Raw genomic sequence first — 16,612 nt, forward strand, 5'->3', positions numbered from 1 at the left:
CGTCACCGCCGCCACGGAGTGGGCGGCATCGCCGAACGCAAGACCGTGCGGCCGGCTTTGGCCGGCAGCGTCGAGGAGCTGTTCCACGAGATGCCCGACCCCGAGTTCCTGATCTCCGCGGCCGCCGCGCCGCTCGACGCCGCGGCTCCGCCGCCCGGGTGTCCCGATGTGCAGGTGCTTTTCGCCCGCGGCACCACCGAACCCCCGGGGCTGGGCGCGATGGGCCAGGCGTTCGTCGACGACCTCAAGGCCCGCGTCGGTCCGCGGTCGGTGGCGGTGTACCCCGTCGACTACCCCGCGAGCCCCGACTTCCCCACCGCACTGCAGGGTGTGGTCGACGCCAGCACGCAGGTCCAGAGGACCGCGGCAGCGTGCCCCGACACCCACATGGTGCTCGGCGGGTATTCCCAGGGCGCGGCCGTGATGGGCTTCGTGACAACCGAATTGATCCCCGACGGCGTGTCGGCCTCCGAGGTGCCGCAGCCGATGCCTCCCGACATCGCCAACCACGTCGCCGCGGTGGCACTGCTGGGCACACCGTCGGATCGGTTCATGACCGTCATCCAGCAGCCGGAGGTCAAGATCGGTTCGCTGTACCAACCCAAGACCATCGAGCTGTGCGTGCCGGACGACTTCGTCTGCTCCCCCGGCAACGACATCGGTGCCCACGCTCGCTACATCTCCGACGGTCTGGTCGGTCAGGCGGCGGATTTCGCCGCGAGCAAGATCGCCGCGAGCCCCAAGCCGACGTCCCAAGCGGGTTGAGTCACCGGTCGAATTCTCTGTCCGCGAACGTCTTTCGGTAATTCGAGGGCGACATGCCGAGCCCCCGCCGCAGATGATGGCGCAGATTGGCCCCTGAGCCCAATCCCGACTGACGGGCGACTTCGTCGATGCTGAGGTCGTGGCCTTCCAGCAGTTCGCGCGCCCGGTCGAGTCGCCGGTTGCGCAGCCACACCCCGGGCGGCTGCGCGGTCTCCTCCCGGAACCTGCGGATGAACGTCCGGGTGCTCATGCCGGCATGCCGGGCGAGGTGCTCGATGGTCAACGGCTCCTGCAGATGGGCGCACGCCCAGCCACGGGTGGCGGCCGTCGACGCGGAGTCATCGCGGGGCAGCGGCGTTTCGATGAACTGCGCCTGGCCGCCCTCCCGCCATGGCGGCACCACGCAGAAGCGGGCGACGGCATTGGCCACCTGTCCGCCGTGGTCGCGCCGGATGATGTGCAGGCACAGGTCGATACCCGCCGCCAGTCCGGCGGAGGTCAGGATGTCGCCGTCGTCGACGAACAGCACGTTCTCATCGACGTGCACCGCCGGGTGCAGCGCGCGGAGGCCGTCGGCGTACCGCCAGTGGGTGGTGGCGACGCGCCCGTCGAGCAGTCCCGCCGCCGCCAGCACGAAGGCACCGGTACAGATCGACACGACCCGCGCACCGGCGGGGATGCGCGCGACGGCTGCGCCGACCTCGTCGTCGAGCCGGCCCTCACGACGCACGGCTGTGTTGCGGGTGCCCGGGATGATCACGGTGTCCGCGCCGTCGAGCGCCTCCGGACCGGCCTGCGGCACGATGACGTACCCATTGGTCGACGGCACCGGATCGCAGGTGGCGCCGCACGTCACGACCTCGTACAGCGGTTCGCCGTCTGCTTCGGCGGCGCCGAACAACGTCGGCGCGATCGCCGCATCGAAGCCCACCACCGGATCAACCAGCAGAACGACCACCTTGTGCCGACGATTCATCCCTCCAGCTTGGCATGTTCTTGACGAATATCGGCAGTCTTGCCACTGGTGTGGCTGGGATCCCTCGGCGATAGTCGTCCGGTGACCGTCACCGCTCGAGCGCGCCGACGCGTCGATCCCCGCATGCACTGGGCGTGGGTGGTGGCCGCCGTCAGCTTCGTCGCGATCCTCGGCGCTGCCGGATTCCGCTCGGTTCCCGGCGTCATGATGAACCCCCTGCACCACGAGTTCGGCTGGTCGCACGGCGTTGTCGGGCTCGCGATGTCGGTCAACATGACGTTGTTCGGGCTGACCGCTCCCTTCGCCGCGGCCCTGATGGATCGATTCGGGATCCGGCCGGTGCTGACTGTGGCGTTGAGCATGATCGCCGCGGGCAGCGCGTTGAGCGTGCTGATGGTCGCCAGCTGGCAGCTGGTCCTGCTGTGGGGCGTCCTCGTCGGTACGGGGACGGGCGCCATCTCCATGGGCTTCGTCGCGACGATCGCCACCCGCTGGTTCGTCGCCCACCGGGGTCTCGTCACAGGCATCCTCACCGCGGCCAGCGCGACGGGACAGTTGATCTTCCTGCCGGTGGTCGCCACGGTCACCACCCGGCACGGCTGGCGGTGGGCCTCGTTGCTCGTGGCCGCGGCCGCTCTCGCGGTGGTCCCGCTGGTGCTCGCCCTGATGCGGAACTGGCCGCAGGACAAGGGATTGGAGCCGTACGGACAGGCGCCGACGGTGCCTGCCGGGCCCGCGCCGACCCCGCCGGGCAGCAGCTTCGCCGCAGCGTTCTCCGGTCTGCAGCGCGGTGCGCGGGTGCCCGCGTTCTGGCTGCTCGCCGGCAGCTTCGCCATCTGCGGGATGACCACCAACGGTCTGATCGGTACACACTTCATCCCCGCCGCCAACGACCACGGAATGCCGACCACCGTGGCCGCGAGCCTGCTCGCGGTGATCGGCGTGCTCGACGTGGCCGGCACGATCTTCTCCGGCTGGCTCACCGACCGCGTCGACCCGCGGGTGCTGCTGGTGGTCTACTACACCGGCCGCGGGGTGTCGCTCCTGCTGCTGCCCACCCTGCTATCACCCCGCGCGGAACCCAGCATGTGGGTGTTCATCATCTTCTACGGCCTCGACTGGGTCGCCACCGTTCCACCGACGATCGCGTTGTGCCGCAACTACTTCGGCGACAACACACCGGTCGTGTTCGGGTGGATCTTCGCGTCGCACCAGCTCGGTGCCGCCGTCGCGGCGGCCGGCGCCGGTTGGCTCCGCGACATGAAAGGTGACTACACCCTGGCGTTCCACCTCGCAGCCGGCCTGTGCCTGCTGGCCGCCGTAATGTGTACAGCCGTGCGAAGGAACGCCCAGTGACCGCTACCGACACCCATCTCGACGCCGACCTCGTGGTGATCGGCTACGGCAAAGGCGGCAAAACGCTGGCCGCCACGCTCGCCCGGCAGGGCCGGTCGGTGGTCATGGTGGAGCGGTCGCCGATGATGTACGGCGGCACCTGCATCAACACCGGATGCGTACCGACGAAGGCGCTCATCACGCGGTCCGAACACCTGGCGCCCGGCGCCCATCCGCAGCACTACCGGGACGCCGTGGCCGCCACCGCACAGCTCACCTCGACGCTGCGTGCCGCCAACTTCGCCATGCTCGACACCCTCGACGCCGCCGCGGTGCTGACCGGCGAGGCGGTGTTCCGGGACGCACACACCATCGAGGTGCACACCGTCGACCGCGGAACCGTCACCGTCACCGGCCGCCACATCGTGGTGGGCACCGGTTCGCACGCCGTCATCCCCGACATCCCGGGGCTGCGCGACGCGACGAACATCGCGACGAGCACCGAGATGCTCGTCCTGGACCGCCTGCCCGACCGGCTGGTCGTGCTCGGCGGCGGGTACATCGGCATGGAGTTCGCCGCGATGTACGCCGCCTACGGCTCCGAGGTCACCGTCCTCGAGCGTCACGCCGACATTCTCGGCCAAGAGGATCCCGACGTCGCCGCCTGCGCCCGGGAGGTGATGGAGGCCGCCGGCGTGCGGATCGTGACCTCGGCCGTCATCGACCGCGTCGACGATCAGGGGGACGGCACCAGCACCGTGGCTTTCCACACGGAGGCAGGGCCGGAGACGCTGCCGGCCGACACGATCCTGGTCGCGCTCGGCCGGACACCCGCGACCGAGTCCCTCGCCCTGGACCGAGCCGGTGTGGAAGTCACTGCGCGCGGCGCGATCTCGGTCGACGAGCACCTGCGCACCAGCCAGCCGCACATCTTCGCCGTCGGCGACGTCAACGGCGGCCCGCAGTTCACCTACGTCTCCCTCGACGATCACCGGATCGTGCTCGACCAGCTCACCGGCACCGGTGCGCGCAGCACCACCGACCGCACGGCGGTGCCGTACACCCTGTTCCTCACTCCCCCGCTCTCGCGCGTCGGCCTCACCGAACGCGCGGCGCTCGAGGAGGGGCGTTCCATCAAGACCGCGGCGATGCGCGTCGCCGACATGGCAACCGTTCCGCGCGCCCGGATCGTCGAGGAGACCGCGGGCATGATGAAGGTGGTCGTCGACGCGGCCACCGACGAGATCCTCGGCGCTGCGCTGCTGTCCTACGACTCGCACGAGGTCATCAACACCGTCGCGCTCGCGATGCGCCACGGCATCACGGCGTCGGCGTTGCGCGACGAGATCTACACCCACCCGTCGATGACCGAGGCGTTCAACCAGCTCTTCGGCGCGCTGCACTGATTCACGGCGAAAGCCGTGTCGATCGCGTTCGTCGGGGTATTCGTGGTCCTGTAGGCGTCCAGTGAGTCCGGCGCACAACTGTTTCCGAGAAGGGACGGCCGCGATGCCGAAGACCACCAAGTCGGGCAAGGCCAAGGAGAGCGAACTCCCGAGCACGCTGCAGAAATCCGAGGACAAGGCGAAGCGCACGTTCGCCAAGGCGCACGACGCCGCCGCCGAGGAGTACGGCGAGGGCGAGCGCGCCTACCGCGTCGCCTACAGCGCACTCAAGCACAGCTACGAGAAGGTCGGCGACCACTGGGAGGAGAAGGAGCAGCGCGGCCCCTCCGACGAGCGGGCCGAAAGCGGCGGCCCGAACGCGGCGGGGGAAACGGCCGAGGGCGTCAACGCCAACGCCACCAAGAAGCACCTCGTCGACGTGGCCAAGCGGCTGAACATCGCAGGCCGCTCACGGATGTCGAAAGACGAACTCGTGGAGGAGATCAAGAAGGCGAACAGGCGGGAGAGCCGCAAGTCCCGCAGCTAGGCCCTGCCGGTCCGCTCTCGGTGCTTGCACCCGGGCCAGCAGCACGGCCGGCGCTTGCCCTCTTCGAGTTCCTCCTGGGTGCGGCGGATGCGGCGCTCGCGGGTCGTGGCCTGCTTGGCATCGGTGACCCAGCAGATGAACTCGTTGCGCGCCAACGGTGTGATGTCGTTCCATGCCGCCAGCGCCGAGGGGTTGGCGCCCAGCGCCGTCCGCAGGTCATCGGGCATGTCGTGGACGACTCCGCCGAGGACGGTCGCGTTGCTCACGGCCTCAGATTAACCCCGTCGGCGAACGCCCAATTGGTGTCCGCGGGCTTTCGATCGCGCCATATGCTGATGGCAGCGTGTGCCGCGGTCGTTCGAACCGACGGGGGGAGAGCAGTGTCGATTCTGCAACTGGCGACGGACCTGGCGGTGCCTGAGCACCCCGGACGGCTGGTGGGGGCGATGGTCGTCCAAGTGGCCATCGTCGGCGGGCTCATCTGGCTCATCGTGTGGGCGGTCCGCAGCGCCCGCGCGCCAAAGCCGCCGCAGAATCCGTACCCTCCCGCCTACTACCAGCAGTTCCCGCCACCTCAGGCGCCGTGGCCGCCGCAGCCGCCCTACCCCGCCCCGCCGGGCGGGACCTGGCCGCCCCAGCCGCCACCGCCCTACCCGTACCCGGCACCCGGTTGGCCCCAGCAGGCCCCGCCACCGGGCGGTCCGCCGCCCGGGCAGCGGTCGTAGCCGGCACGGGGGATGAGGCGGCTTCGCCGTTCCGCTGAGCACCATCTCTGGCTGAGCGAGTACCTGGTCGCGCGTGGGGTCGCGCGACGGACCCGGTTGTGGCTCGCCGTGACCAGTGCGGCGATGGCAGCTGGGGTGCTGATACTGCTCTTCGGTGCCGGCGGACCGCAGGAGGCGGACGAACGGGCGCTGATGTGGGTCGCGTTCGCCGGCGGGATGTTCGGGACCGCGCTGTGGCTGTGGCGATGGCCCACGCACGCGATGTCGCTGGCGTTCGTCGCCGTGACCACGGTGTCGATCACCGCGGCGTGCCTGGCTTATCCCGATCCGCTGGCCGCGCTGCTGGGCTGCATCGCCTTCACCACCATCGTCGGCTACGCGGCGTTCTTCCACTCACCCGAAGTGGTCGCCGGCGTTCTGCTGGTCGTCGCGGCCGTCGCCGTCGACCAGGCAGCCGGGCTCGCCGCGCAGGGGCGGCTCGCACTGGCGGCGGTCGATCTGTTCCTCATTCTCCAGTGCAGCATCTGCGTCGCGCTCGCGCTCTACAGCCTGGTCCGAACCCTGCGCGGCGACCTGGCCGCAGCCGATCTCGACCCGCTGACCGGACTCCTCAACCGTCGCGCCTTCCGCAGGACCGTCGGCGGCCGTCTTTCGAACCACCAGGGCAAGGGCGGCTACCTGCTCACCGCGCTGCTCGATCTCGACGATTTCAAAGCCATCAACGACACTCACGGGCACGCGGCGGGAGACCAGGCCCTCGTCGCCGTCGCCGAAGCCCTGCGCGCGACGGCGACTCCGAGCGCGGTCATCGCGCGAAGCGGCGGGGAGGAGTTCCTGTTCGCCGACTTCGCATCCGCGCACGACGTCGTCGCCCGTTACGAGGAGCTGTGCGCGGTCATCGCCGGTCTCCCGGTGTCCGTCACGGCCAGCATCGGCACGTCGTTCGCCGACCTCGCCGCGCTGACCCCGCGATCCCACAATGACCTGCTGGACCGCCTGATCGTCGCCGCCGATCAGGCGATGTACAACGCAAAACGCCAGGGCGGCAATCGATGTCACCACTACGGAAGCGTGCACTGACGCCGAAAAGCAAGCGGGCCGCGCCGGGGTAGGCGCGGCCCGCCGGAGAGCACGGAACGTTCGTGCGGACTACGTATACGGCCACGGCACGTGGCGGTGCGCCCAGGGTCGGGCGCCTTTTCCGACGTAGCAATGTTCGTGGACGGCACGTACGCCCAGCACTCTCATCGGGTTCATTCAGGCATCGTTCGTGGCTCACCACCTCCTGTTCCAGTCGACGTCGCGGGACGGCCTTCTCAGCGCCGGAGGTGAGCGCTGCCGAGGCCACACCCAGGGGGACGGTTCATCGGGCCGGGAGTGTTCACCGGCACCGACCGGGCGAGAATGACTGCGCGGCAGGGTCAGTGTGATCGTTCGTGTCCGAGGTGCGACCCGCAGCGCCGCGGGACGCTCGCAGTGCGAGTCGCGCAGCCAGGCGGCGTGCACGATCGCTTCTGCGTACGTCACCGCCGGGCACTCGATGTCGCCCCGGGTCTTCATCAACACCACATCCACCTCGCCTCGAGATGACCTATGTCGCCGATAACACATCTCTTACCACCGCAGCACGTCGGATTCAAGGGTTCGGGATCGGGAAATTTCTTCATACCTGTTCCCTACCAACACCTTCGGCGGACTTGTCGGTGGTCGAATGTATGTCCGAACAGTTCGAGGTCGACCTGGTCCGCACCGCCGTCGGCGCGGGCCCACCGACGTCGAGAACGCCGCCGACCTGACGTTGTTCCCGCCCAACCCGGCGGACCCGCACCCCCGACGACCAAGCGGCCTGACCGCGGCGGACCTTCTCCGTAGACGTTCGGCGGCAACCACTTCGGGACCGCCTTCCGACGGATGCCGCCCGATGCGCCGGTGTGCGATAGTCACGCCATGTCCTCGACCTACCGGGCCTATCAGGTCACCGGCCAACGCCAGTTCGAACTCGTCGACCGCGAGCTGGCCGAGCCCGAATACGGCCGGGTCCGCGTGCGGGTCCAGAGTTGCGGTGTCTGCCACAGCGACGTGCTGGCCGTCGAGGGTCAGCGGCCCGATCCGTCCTCGCCGGTGGTGCCCGGCCACGAGATCGTCGGCGTCGTCGACGCCGTGGGCGACGGGGTGACGGGGTGGAACGTCGGTGATCGGGTCGGCATGGGATTCCTGGGCGGGCAATGCAATGCGTGCGAGTTCTGCCGCCGTGGCGATTTCGTCAACTGCACCGATCAGCCGCAGCCGGGCACCACCGAGGATGGCGGATACGCCGAGGTGTTCTACGGACGCGCGACCGGCCTGGTCCGGGTACCCGATGCGGTGTCGGCGTCCGACGCCGCACCGCTGCTGTGCGCAGGCGTCACCACGTTCAACGCTCTGCGGTCCACCGACGCCGGACCGGGTGCGCTCGTCGCGATCCAGGGTCTGGGCGGTCTGGGCCATCTCGGTGTGCAGTACGCCAAGAAACTCGGCTTCCGGGTCGCGGCGGTGGCGCGCGGCGCAGAGAAGGCCGGGCTTGCGGAAACCCTTGGCGCCGATCATTACATCGACAGCGCCGCCGACGATCCCGGCGCCGCGCTCGTCGCTCTGGGCGGTGCCTCGGCCGTCATCGCGACCGCGGCCAGCGGGAGCTCCATGAGTCCCCTCGTCGCCGGGCTGCGGCCCCGCGGTCAGCTGATGGTGGTCGGCGCGGCACCCGATCCGCTGGAGGTCGACACGGCGACGCTGATCTTCGGCGGCCGCCGCATCGAAGGAAGTCTCACCGGGTCCGCCATCGAGAACGAGGACTGCCTGGCGTTCAGCGTCGCCGCCGGCGTCGCCCCGATGACCGAGGTCATGGGATTCGACGACGCACCCCGCGCGTACGAGCGGATGATGTCCGGCAAAGCGCGGTTCCGCGTCGTGCTGGAGATGCCTGCCTCGATCTGACCCGGTGGAGCACGCCCGGCGACGGCGGACGTTCCCGCGAAGCACAGAGGCCACGGACTCCGAAGAATCCGTGGCCTCTGTCACGTGGTGGGCGAAGGGGGACTTGAACCCCCACGTCCCGAAGGACACTGGCACCTGAAGCCAGCGCGTCTGCCATTCCGCCACTCGCCCGAAACAACCGGGGAAGCCTATCACGCAGGCCGACCCGCGCTCCAACCGTACTTGCGCACCCCGCAGAACGCCAAAACGGCTGCCCACAAGCACCTGACCTGCGGCGACGTGATTCTCAGAGTTCTGTTGGTCACGTCTGGGTATTGGTGGCCGATACCATGCTTGGAAGCATCGCTGCCAGCCGACACGCTGGCGGCATTTCGTTGTCGAGGGAGGCGATCGGGGACATGGGTCTGGTCGATCGTTTCGAGCGCAAGCTCGAGGATTCGGTCGGCAACGCGTTCGCCCGGGTATTCGGCGGATCGATCGTCCCGGCCGAGGTCGAGTCGCTGCTGCGACGCGAAGCCGACTCCGGCGCCCGTGAGGTGCACGGCGGCCGCGTTTTGGCGCCGAACGACTACGTCATTACCCTCAGTGTGCCTGACTATCAGAAGGTGAGTGCCGACCCGGACATCACCCCGACCACGTTCGCCAAGCACCTGGAGGGCTACATCCATGAGCGCAGATGGCAAACGTATGGTGAGGTGGTTGTCCGATTCGAGCAATCGCCCGACCTGCACACCGGACAGTTTCGCGCGCGCGGTGTGGTCAATCCCGACTCGACCACGGGCGTACCCGCCCCACCACCTCGAGACCTCTCGTCCCACGCAGAACCAGGAGTACCAGCGATGAGCGACAATCCGACCTACCGCGGCGGCCAGGGGCCGGGCCGGCCCGGGGACGACTACTACAACCGTCCCGAGGACGACCGGTACAACCGCCCGGACGACCAGCGCGGCGGCTACCCGCCCGCTGATCAGGGTGGCTACCCGCCCGCGGACCAAGGCGGTTACCCGCCTGCCGACCAGGGCGGCTACCCGCCGCACGGCGACCAGGGGTACCCCCCGCGGGGCGGCTATCCCGAGCAGGGCGGTTACCCGGATCAGGGTGGCTACCCGGATCAGGGCTATCCCCCGCCGTCCTACGAGCAGCGTCCCCCGGCCGGTTACGGTCCGCCGCAGGGCGGCTACCAGGACCAGGGCTACCGGCCCACGCCCGGCGGATACGGTCCGCCTCCCGGCGGCGGTCAGCAGGGCTACGGCGCGCCCGCCGGTGACTACGACTACGGTCGTCCGCCGGCCCGCCCGTCCTACCCCGATCAGGGCGGCTACCCCGACCAGGGTGGCTACCCGGATCAGGGCGGCTACGGCGGCGGCCAGAACTACGGTCGTCAGGAGTACGGTCAGCCCGACTACGGACGCTACGGCGGCGAGGCCCCGGCCGGTTACGGCGAGCAGGGTTACGGCGAGCAGGGTTACGGAGCCGGCGGCTACGGCGCCGGGTACGGAGCCGGCCAGGGTGAGTACCCCTCGGCGGGTTCGACGGTGACGCTGCAGCTCGACGACGGCAGCGGCCGGACCTACCAGTTGCGCGAAGGCGCCAACGTGATCGGCCGCGGCCAGGACGCTCAGTTCCGCCTGCCCGACACGGGGGTGTCCCGTCGGCATCTGGAGATCCGCTGGGACGGCCAGGTGGCGCTATTGTCAGACCTCAACTCCACCAACGGCACCACGGTGAACAACGCGCCGGTCCAGGAGTGGCAGCTGGCCGACGGCGACGTCATCCGGCTGGGCCACTCCGAGATCATCGTCCGCGTTCACTGAGGCTCGCACGCACGGGGGTAGCGGTCGCGTGGTCCTCACGTCGACCGCCGCCCACGTATGGTGGCGGTGCCGCAGTGACGGGGACGGAGAGGACGTCGGATGCAGGGGCTGATACTGCAGCTGACGCGCGTCGGCTTCCTGTTGCTGCTCTGGTTGTTCATCTGGTCGGTGCTGCGCATCCTGCGCACGGACATCTACGCGCCCACCGGCGCGGTGATGGTTCGCCGCGGGCTGGCGCTGCGCGGGTCGCTGCTGCCCAACCGAGCACGCAACGTCGCCCGTCAGCTCGTCGTCACCGAGGGTGCGCTGGCAGGCACGCGCATCCCGCTGGGCACCCAGCCGGTGCTGATCGGTCGCGCCGATGACTCCACTCTGGTGCTGACAGACGACTACGCGTCGACGCGCCATGCCCGGCTCTCGCCGCGAGGTCCGGAATGGTACGTAGAGGACCTAGGATCGACCAACGGTACATACCTCGACAGGGCGAAGGTGACGACGGCGGTACGAGTTCCGATGGGCACACCGGTGCGGATCGGCAAGACGGTGATCGAGTTGCGCCCGTGACCCTCGTGCTCCGATACGCGGCCCGCAGCGACCGGGGGCTGGTGCGCGCCAACAACGAGGACTCGGTGTACGCCGGGGCCCGGCTGCTGGCGCTCGCCGACGGCATGGGCGGCCACGCCGCCGGCGAGGTGGCGTCTCAACTGGTGATCGCGGCGCTGGCCCATCTCGACGACGACGAGCCGGGCGGCGACCTGCTCAGCAAGCTCGATGCCGCGATACGCGAGGGGAACACGGCGATCGCCGCACACGTCGAGGCCGACCCCGAGCTGGACGGCATGGGCACCACGCTCACCGCAGTCCTGTTCGCGGGCAACCGTCTTGGCCTGGCCCACATCGGCGACTCGCGCGGCTACCTGATGCGCGACGGCGAACTCACCCAGATCACCAAGGACGACACCTTCGTCCAGACCCTGGTCGATGAGGGACGCATCACCGCGGAAGAAGCGCACAGCCATCCGCAGCGATCGCTGATCATGCGGGCGCTCACCGGTCACGAGGTGGAGCCGACGCTGATCATGCGCGAGGCTCGCGCCGGCGACCGCTACCTGCTGTGCTCCGACGGCCTGTCCGACCCGGTCAGCCACGACACCATCGCCGAGGCGCTGCAGATCCCCGACGTCGCCGAAAGTGCCGACCGGCTCATCGAATTGGCGCTGCGCGGCGGCGGCCCCGACAACGTGACCGTGGTGGTCGCCGACGTGGTGGACGTCAACTCCCACGACTACGGCCAGACCCAGCCGATCCTGGCCGGCGCGGTCTCCGGCGACGACGACCAGAGCGCGCCGCCGAACACCGCGGCGGGCCGGGCGTCGGCGTTCAATCCGAAACGCAACACCGCCAAACGTGTTGTGCCGCAACCCGAGGAACCCCCGCCGCGTCCACGCTCGCGACGCCGCATCTACCTCGCGGCCGCGGTGCTGGTGCTGGCGGTCCTCGCCGGCTTGGCGGTCGCCCGTGAAATCGTCCGCAACAACTACTACGTCAGCGAACACGACGGCATCGTCTCGATCATGCGTGGTGTTCAGGGCTCCTTTCTCGGGATCTCGCTCCAGGAGCCGTATCTGCTGGGCTGCCTGAACGCCCGCAACGAGCTGTCCCTGATCAGCGCCGACCAGTCGCGCGACAACCTTGGCTGCCGGCTGCTCGGCGTCGACGACATGCGTCCCTCCGAACGCGCCCAGGTGATCGCGGGTCTCCCCTCGGGCACCCTCGACGACGCCATCGGTCAGATCGAGGAACTGTCCCGCAGTTCGGTGCTGCCGGTCTGCGCGCCACGCTCCCCCGCCACGTCCAGCCGTCCTCCGGCGTCGTCCGCGCCGCCGGCGCCGCGCCCCTCGACCACGCCCGCCCCGGGAACGCCTGCGCCCAGCGGTGATTCACGCACCTCGGCTCCCCCGCCCGCGCCCGAGACGCCGCGCACCGTGACGTCGTCGCCCGCGCCGCCCGGTCCCGCACCGGCACCCACTCCGTCGCCGACCCCGTCGCCCACCGTGACGGCGCTGCCGCCCCCGCCACCTGAACCGGGAACGAACTGCCGGGAAGTGTCATGACGACACAACCGCAGTCCCCGGTGAAGGTCACCCCGGCACTGCCGAACCGCCGCAATGCCGAACTGTTCCTGCTCGGCTTCGCCGCGCTGATCACCACGATCGCGCTGCTGCTCGTCGAGGCGAACCAGGAGCAGGGTCTGCGCTGGGATCTGGCCCAGTACACGGTCGCCTACCTCGCGCTGTTCGCCGGCGCGCACCTGGCCGTGCGGCGCTTCGCGCCGTACGCCGACCCCCTGCTGCTCCCGATCGTGGCCCTGCTGAACGGCTTGGGGCTGGTCATGATTCATCGCCTCGACCTCGCCACGGGTGAACCCACCGCCCGTGGTCTGGGCGGTACCGCCAACCAGCAGATGTTGTGGACGCTGGTCGGCGTCATCGGGTTCTCCCTGGTGGTCGTCTTCCTGAGCGACCACCGGCTGCTGTCCCGGTACGGCTACGTGTGCGGGCTGACCGGCCTGATCCTGCTCGTCATCCCCGCGGTCCTGCCCCGGTCGATGTCGGAGCAGAACGGCGCGAAGATCTGGATTCGGTTGCCGGGCTTCTCGATTCAGCCGGCCGAGTTCTCCAAGATCCTGCTGCTGGTTTTCTTCGCCTCGGTGTTGGTGTCCAAGCGCAGCCTGTTCACGAGCGCGGGCAAGCACGTACTGGGCATGGACCTGCCCCGGCCGCGGGATCTGGCGCCGCTGCTGGCCGCGTGGATCGCCTCGATCGGCGTGATGGTCTTCGAGAAGGACCTCGGCACCTCGCTGCTGCTGTACGCGTCGTTCCTGGTGCTGGTGTACATCGCCACCGAGCGATTCAGCTGGGTGGTGCTCGGGTTGACGCTGTTCGCCGTCGGCAGTGTCGCGGCGTACTTCGTGTTCGACCACGTACGCGTGCGCGTCGAGACGTGGCGTGACCCGTTCGCCGACCCCGACGGCGCCGGTTACCAGATGGTGCAGTCGCTGTTCAGCTTCGCGACCGGCGGCATCTTCGGCACCGGGCTGGGCAACGGCCAGCCGGGCACCGTGCCGGCCGCGTCCACGGACTTCATCGTCGCGGCGGTCGGCGAGGAACTCGGCCTCGTGGGGCTCGCCGCCGTGCTGATGCTCTACACGATCCTGGTGATCCGCGGGATGCGCACCGCGATCGCCGTGCGCGACAGCTTCGGCAAGCTGCTGGCCGCCGGCCTGGCGGCCACGCTGGGGATCCAGCTGTTCATCGTGGTCGGCGGCGTCACCAAGCTGATCCCGCTGACCGGCCTGACCACACCCTGGCTGTCCTACGGCGGCTCGTCGCTGGTGGCCAACTACCTGCTGCTCGCGATCCTGGTGCGGATCTCCCACAACGCCCGCAGGCCCCTGGAGTCACGCCCGCTTCCGCCGGGCCCGATCGCAGCGGCGAGTACCGAGGTGATCGAGAAGGTATGAACACCTCCCTGCGCCGCATCTCCGTCATGATCATGGCTCTGATCGTGCTGCTGCTCGCCAACGCCACCCTGACGCAGGTGTTCACCGCCGACGGGCTGCGCTCGGATCCGCGCAACCAGCGGGTGCTGCTCGACGAGTACTCCCGCCAGCGCGGCCAGATCTCCGCGGGCGGGCAGCTGCTGGCGTACTCGGTGTCGACGGAAGGCCGCTTCCGGTTCCTGCGTGTGTATCCGAATCCGCTGGCCTACGCGCCGGTGACCGGGTTCTACTCGCTGAGCTACTCGAGCACCGGTCTGGAACGCGCCGAGGACACCATCCTCAACGGTTCGGACCAGCGCCTGTTCGGGCGCCGGCTCGCCGACTTCTTCACCGGCCGCGACCCCCGCGGCGGCAACGTCGCGACCACGATCCGACCCGAGGTGCAGCAGGCCGCCTGGGACTCGATGGAGAAGGGCTGCAACGGCCCGTGCAAGGGCGCCGTGGTCGCGCTGGAGCCCTCGACCGGCAAGATCCTGGCGATGGTGTCCGCACCCTCCTACGACCCCAATCTGCTGGCCACCCACGACGTCGCCGAGCAGTCGCAGGCGTGGCAGCGGCTCCGCGACGACCCCGACTCGCCGCTGCTGAACCGCGCGATCTCCGAGACGTACCCGCCCGGTTCGACGTTCAAGGTGCTCACCACCGCCGCGGCGCTGCAGTCCGGCGCGACACCCGACACGCAGCTGACCGCGTCCCCGCAGATCGCCCTGCCCGACAGCACCGCAACGCTGGAGAACTTCGGCGGATCGTCGTGCGGTGGCGGGCCCACGGCGACGCTGCAGTATGCGTTCGCGCACTCCTGCAACACGGCGTTCGTTCAGCTGGGCATCAACACCGGCGCGGACCGGTTGCGCACCGTCGCGCAGGGATTCGGGGTGGACGTGCCCCCGCCGGCGATTCCGCTGCAGGTCGCCGATTCGACGCTGGGTCCGATCCCGGACGCCGCGGCGCTGGGGATGACGAGCATCGGTCAGAAGGACGTCGCCCTGACTCCACTGCAGAACGCGATGGTCGCCGCGACCGTGGCGAACAAGGGGATCACGATGCAGCCGTACCTGGTCGACAGCCTCAAGGGACCCGACCTCGCGAACATCGCCACCACCGTGCCGACCGAAGAGCGGCGAGCGGTGCCCGAGCAGGTCGCAGATACACTTACGGACTTGATGGTCGCCGCCGAGCAGGTGACTCAGCAGAAGGGAGCCATCGCCGGCGTGCAGATCGCATCCAAGACCGGCACTGCGGAGCATGGCACTGACCCGCGCAACACGCCCCCGCATGCCTGGTACATCGCCTTCGCGCCTGCTCAGGCACCCAAGGTCGCGGTGGCGGTGCTGGTCGAGAACGGCGGGAACCGCCTCGAGGCGACCGGTGGCGCGCTGGCCGCGCCGATCGGGCGGGCGACGATCGCGGCGGCGTTGAGGGAGGCATCGTGAGCCCCCGAAGTCGAGCGAAGCGAGACGAGCAATGAGCCGTCGAAGTCGAGCGAAGCGAGACGAGCAATGAGCCGTCGAAGTCGAGCGAAGCGAGACGAGCAATGAGTNAATGAGCCGTCGAAGTCGAGCGAAGCGAGACGAGCAATGAGCCGTCGAAGTCGAGCGAAGCGAGACGAGCAATGAGCCGTCGAAGTCGAGCGAAGCGAGACGAGCAATGAGTCCGCGCGTCGGAGTGACGCTGTCGGGCCGGTACCGGCTGCAGCGCCTGATCGCCACGGGCGGCATGGGCCAGGTGTGGGAAGGCGTCGACTCCCGGCTGGGCCGACGTGTCGCGATCAAGGTGCTCAAGGCCGAGTACTCCACCGATGCGGAGTTCGTCGAGAGGTTCCGCGCCGAGGCCCGCACGGTCGCGATGCTCAACCACCCCGGCATCGCCGGCGTCTACGACTACGGCGAGACCGACATCGACGGCGAGGGTCGCACCGCCTACCTCGTGATGGAGCTCGTCAACGGCGAGCCGCTGAACTCCGTCCTCAAACGCACCGGCCGGCTGTCGCTGCGGCACGCGCTCGACATGCTCGAGCAGACGGGCCGCGCGCTGCAGGTCGCGCACACCGCGGGCCTGGTGCACCGCGACGTCAAACCGGGCAACATCCTCATCACCCCGACCGGGCAGGTGAAGCTCACCGACTTCGGCATCGCCAAGGCCGTCGACGCGGCCCCGGTGACGCAGACCGGCATGGTGATGGGCACGGCGCAGTACATCGCGCCGGAGCAGGCCCTCGGGCACGACGCGACCGCGGCCAGCGACGTGTACTCGCTGGGAGTCGTTGGCTACGAAGCGGTTTCGGGCAAGCGGCCGTTCACCGGGGACGGCGCGCTGACCGTCGCGATGAAGCACATCAAGGAGAACCCTCCCCCGCTGCCGGCCGACCTGCCGCCGAACGTGCGCGAGCTGATCGAGATCACCCTGGTGAAGAACCCCGGCATGCGTTACAAGTCGGGCGGCCCGTTCGCCGATGCCGTGGCCGCCGTGCGCGCCGGCCGGCGCCCGCCGCGACCCAACGCCGCACCCTCGATCGGTCGCGCCGCGCCGG

Annotated in this window: 15 protein-coding genes and 1 tRNA gene; 13 read left to right on the forward strand and 3 right to left on the reverse strand. The window is 69.5% G+C overall.

What is annotated here, in order from left to right; genetic code table 11:
• The first annotated feature begins 90 nt into the window (after nucleotides 1-90).
• Nucleotides 91-765: a cutinase family protein gene (locus tag MCHUDSM44219_RS25645; RefSeq protein WP_053081388.1), complete on the forward strand. Its 675-nt coding sequence runs from the start codon at nucleotides 91-93 to the stop codon at nucleotides 763-765.
• A 1-nt stretch (nucleotide 766) separates the two neighbouring features.
• On the opposite strand, the gene MCHUDSM44219_RS25650 is transcribed toward MCHUDSM44219_RS25645, so the two are convergent.
• Nucleotides 767-1,741 (reverse strand): GlxA family transcriptional regulator, encoded by a 975-nt coding sequence (locus MCHUDSM44219_RS25650; RefSeq protein ID WP_048421098.1) that lies wholly within the window; start codon nucleotides 1,739-1,741, stop codon nucleotides 767-769.
• A 123-nt stretch (nucleotides 1,742-1,864) separates the two neighbouring features.
• Between MCHUDSM44219_RS25650 and MCHUDSM44219_RS25655 the strand changes: the two genes are divergently transcribed.
• The 3 genes from MCHUDSM44219_RS25655 to MCHUDSM44219_RS25665 all read left to right on the forward strand — a co-directional run bounded on the left by MCHUDSM44219_RS25655 (nucleotide 1,865) and on the right by MCHUDSM44219_RS25665 (nucleotide 5,008).
• On the forward strand, nucleotides 1,865-3,097 hold the full coding sequence (locus MCHUDSM44219_RS25655; protein WP_082162401.1) for an MFS transporter: 1,233 nt from the start codon (nucleotides 1,865-1,867) through the stop codon (nucleotides 3,095-3,097).
• Nucleotides 3,094-4,482: an FAD-dependent oxidoreductase gene (locus MCHUDSM44219_RS25660; protein WP_048421100.1), complete on the forward strand. Its 1,389-nt coding sequence runs from the start codon at nucleotides 3,094-3,096 to the stop codon at nucleotides 4,480-4,482. The genes MCHUDSM44219_RS25655 and MCHUDSM44219_RS25660 overlap by 4 nt, the downstream gene beginning before the upstream one ends.
• Before the next feature lie 103 nt (nucleotides 4,483-4,585).
• Nucleotides 4,586-5,008 (forward strand): ChaB family protein, encoded by a 423-nt coding sequence (locus tag MCHUDSM44219_RS25665; protein ID WP_048421101.1) that lies wholly within the window; start codon nucleotides 4,586-4,588, stop codon nucleotides 5,006-5,008.
• On the opposite strand, the gene MCHUDSM44219_RS25670 is transcribed toward MCHUDSM44219_RS25665, so the two are convergent.
• Nucleotides 5,005-5,274 carry a YdeI/OmpD-associated family protein gene (locus MCHUDSM44219_RS25670; RefSeq protein WP_048421102.1) on the reverse strand — a complete coding sequence of 90 codons (270 nt, stop codon included), beginning with the start codon at nucleotides 5,272-5,274 and terminating at the stop codon, nucleotides 5,005-5,007. The genes MCHUDSM44219_RS25665 and MCHUDSM44219_RS25670 overlap by 4 nt on opposite strands.
• Nucleotides 5,275-5,388: 114 nt before the next feature.
• Between MCHUDSM44219_RS25670 and MCHUDSM44219_RS29250 the strand changes: the two genes are divergently transcribed.
• The 3 genes from MCHUDSM44219_RS29250 (at nucleotide 5,389) to MCHUDSM44219_RS25680 (ending at nucleotide 8,706) form a co-directional block, all read left to right on the forward strand.
• Nucleotides 5,389-5,733, forward strand: coding sequence for a hypothetical protein (locus MCHUDSM44219_RS29250; protein WP_082162402.1), 345 nt, complete (start codon nucleotides 5,389-5,391; stop codon nucleotides 5,731-5,733).
• A gap of 135 nt (nucleotides 5,734-5,868) precedes the next feature.
• Nucleotides 5,869-6,813, forward strand: coding sequence for a GGDEF domain-containing protein (locus MCHUDSM44219_RS25675; RefSeq protein ID WP_236695585.1), 945 nt, complete (start codon nucleotides 5,869-5,871; stop codon nucleotides 6,811-6,813).
• 867 nt (nucleotides 6,814-7,680) lie between these two features.
• Nucleotides 7,681-8,706 (forward strand): alcohol dehydrogenase catalytic domain-containing protein, encoded by a 1,026-nt coding sequence (locus MCHUDSM44219_RS25680; RefSeq protein ID WP_048421104.1) that lies wholly within the window; start codon nucleotides 7,681-7,683, stop codon nucleotides 8,704-8,706.
• Between the two features lie 85 nt (nucleotides 8,707-8,791).
• Here MCHUDSM44219_RS25680 and MCHUDSM44219_RS25685 read toward each other — a convergent pair.
• A tRNA-Leu gene (locus MCHUDSM44219_RS25685) sits at nucleotides 8,792-8,877 on the reverse strand.
• Nucleotides 8,878-9,104: 227 nt separating this feature from the next.
• Here MCHUDSM44219_RS25685 and MCHUDSM44219_RS25690 point away from each other — a divergent pair.
• From MCHUDSM44219_RS25690 to MCHUDSM44219_RS25715, 6 genes are all read left to right on the forward strand, one after another.
• Nucleotides 9,105-10,520 carry an FhaA domain-containing protein gene (locus tag MCHUDSM44219_RS25690; RefSeq protein WP_048421105.1) on the forward strand — a complete coding sequence of 472 codons (1,416 nt, stop codon included), beginning with the start codon at nucleotides 9,105-9,107 and terminating at the stop codon, nucleotides 10,518-10,520.
• Between the two features lie 99 nt (nucleotides 10,521-10,619).
• Nucleotides 10,620-11,084 carry an FHA domain-containing protein FhaB/FipA gene (locus tag MCHUDSM44219_RS25695; RefSeq protein WP_048421106.1) on the forward strand — a complete coding sequence of 155 codons (465 nt, stop codon included), beginning with the start codon at nucleotides 10,620-10,622 and terminating at the stop codon, nucleotides 11,082-11,084.
• Entirely contained in the window at nucleotides 11,081-12,634 is a 1,554-nt protein-coding gene (locus tag MCHUDSM44219_RS25700; protein ID WP_048421107.1) for a PP2C family protein-serine/threonine phosphatase, read from the forward strand. The genes MCHUDSM44219_RS25695 and MCHUDSM44219_RS25700 overlap by 4 nt, the downstream gene beginning before the upstream one ends.
• Entirely contained in the window at nucleotides 12,631-14,043 is a 1,413-nt protein-coding gene (locus tag MCHUDSM44219_RS25705) for a peptidoglycan glycosyltransferase RodA (protein ID WP_048421108.1), read from the forward strand. Before MCHUDSM44219_RS25700 ends, MCHUDSM44219_RS25705 begins: the two co-directional genes overlap by 4 nt.
• A complete protein-coding gene (gene pbpA / locus MCHUDSM44219_RS25710) occupies nucleotides 14,040-15,515 on the forward strand; it encodes a D,D-transpeptidase PbpA (RefSeq protein WP_048421109.1) in 1,476 nt (491 codons plus the stop codon). The genes MCHUDSM44219_RS25705 and pbpA overlap by 4 nt, the downstream gene beginning before the upstream one ends.
• A gap of 214 nt (nucleotides 15,516-15,729) precedes the next feature.
• Nucleotides 15,730-16,612 (forward strand): serine/threonine-protein kinase (locus tag MCHUDSM44219_RS25715; RefSeq protein ID WP_048421110.1); only part of this gene is annotated, 883 nt, incomplete at its 3' end.

The sequence above is a fragment of the Mycolicibacterium chubuense genome (assembly GCF_001044255.1).
GTDB classification, from domain to species: domain Bacteria; phylum Actinomycetota; class Actinomycetes; order Mycobacteriales; family Mycobacteriaceae; genus Mycobacterium; species Mycobacterium chubuense.

Excerpts from the sequence above, each read along its gene's own strand:
- MCHUDSM44219_RS25645 (WP_053081388.1), top strand. The coding sequence starts at position 91 with ATGCCCGACCCCGAGTTCCTGATCTCCGCGGCCGCCGCGCCGCTCGAC.
- MCHUDSM44219_RS25650 (WP_048421098.1), bottom strand. The coding sequence starts at position 1,741 with ATGAATCGTCGGCACAAGGTGGTCGTTCTGCTGGTTGATCCGGTGGTG.
- MCHUDSM44219_RS25680 (WP_048421104.1), top strand. The coding sequence starts at position 7,681 with ATGTCCTCGACCTACCGGGCCTATCAGGTCACCGGCCAACGCCAGTTC.
- MCHUDSM44219_RS25655 (WP_082162401.1), top strand. The coding sequence starts at position 1,865 with ATGCACTGGGCGTGGGTGGTGGCCGCCGTCAGCTTCGTCGCGATCCTC.
- MCHUDSM44219_RS25690 (WP_048421105.1), top strand. The coding sequence starts at position 9,105 with ATGGGTCTGGTCGATCGTTTCGAGCGCAAGCTCGAGGATTCGGTCGGC.
- pbpA (WP_048421109.1), top strand. The coding sequence starts at position 14,040 with ATGAACACCTCCCTGCGCCGCATCTCCGTCATGATCATGGCTCTGATC.
- MCHUDSM44219_RS25695 (WP_048421106.1), top strand. The coding sequence starts at position 10,620 with ATGCAGGGGCTGATACTGCAGCTGACGCGCGTCGGCTTCCTGTTGCTG.
- MCHUDSM44219_RS25665 (WP_048421101.1), top strand. The coding sequence starts at position 4,586 with ATGCCGAAGACCACCAAGTCGGGCAAGGCCAAGGAGAGCGAACTCCCG.
- MCHUDSM44219_RS25705 (WP_048421108.1), top strand. The coding sequence starts at position 12,631 with ATGACGACACAACCGCAGTCCCCGGTGAAGGTCACCCCGGCACTGCCG.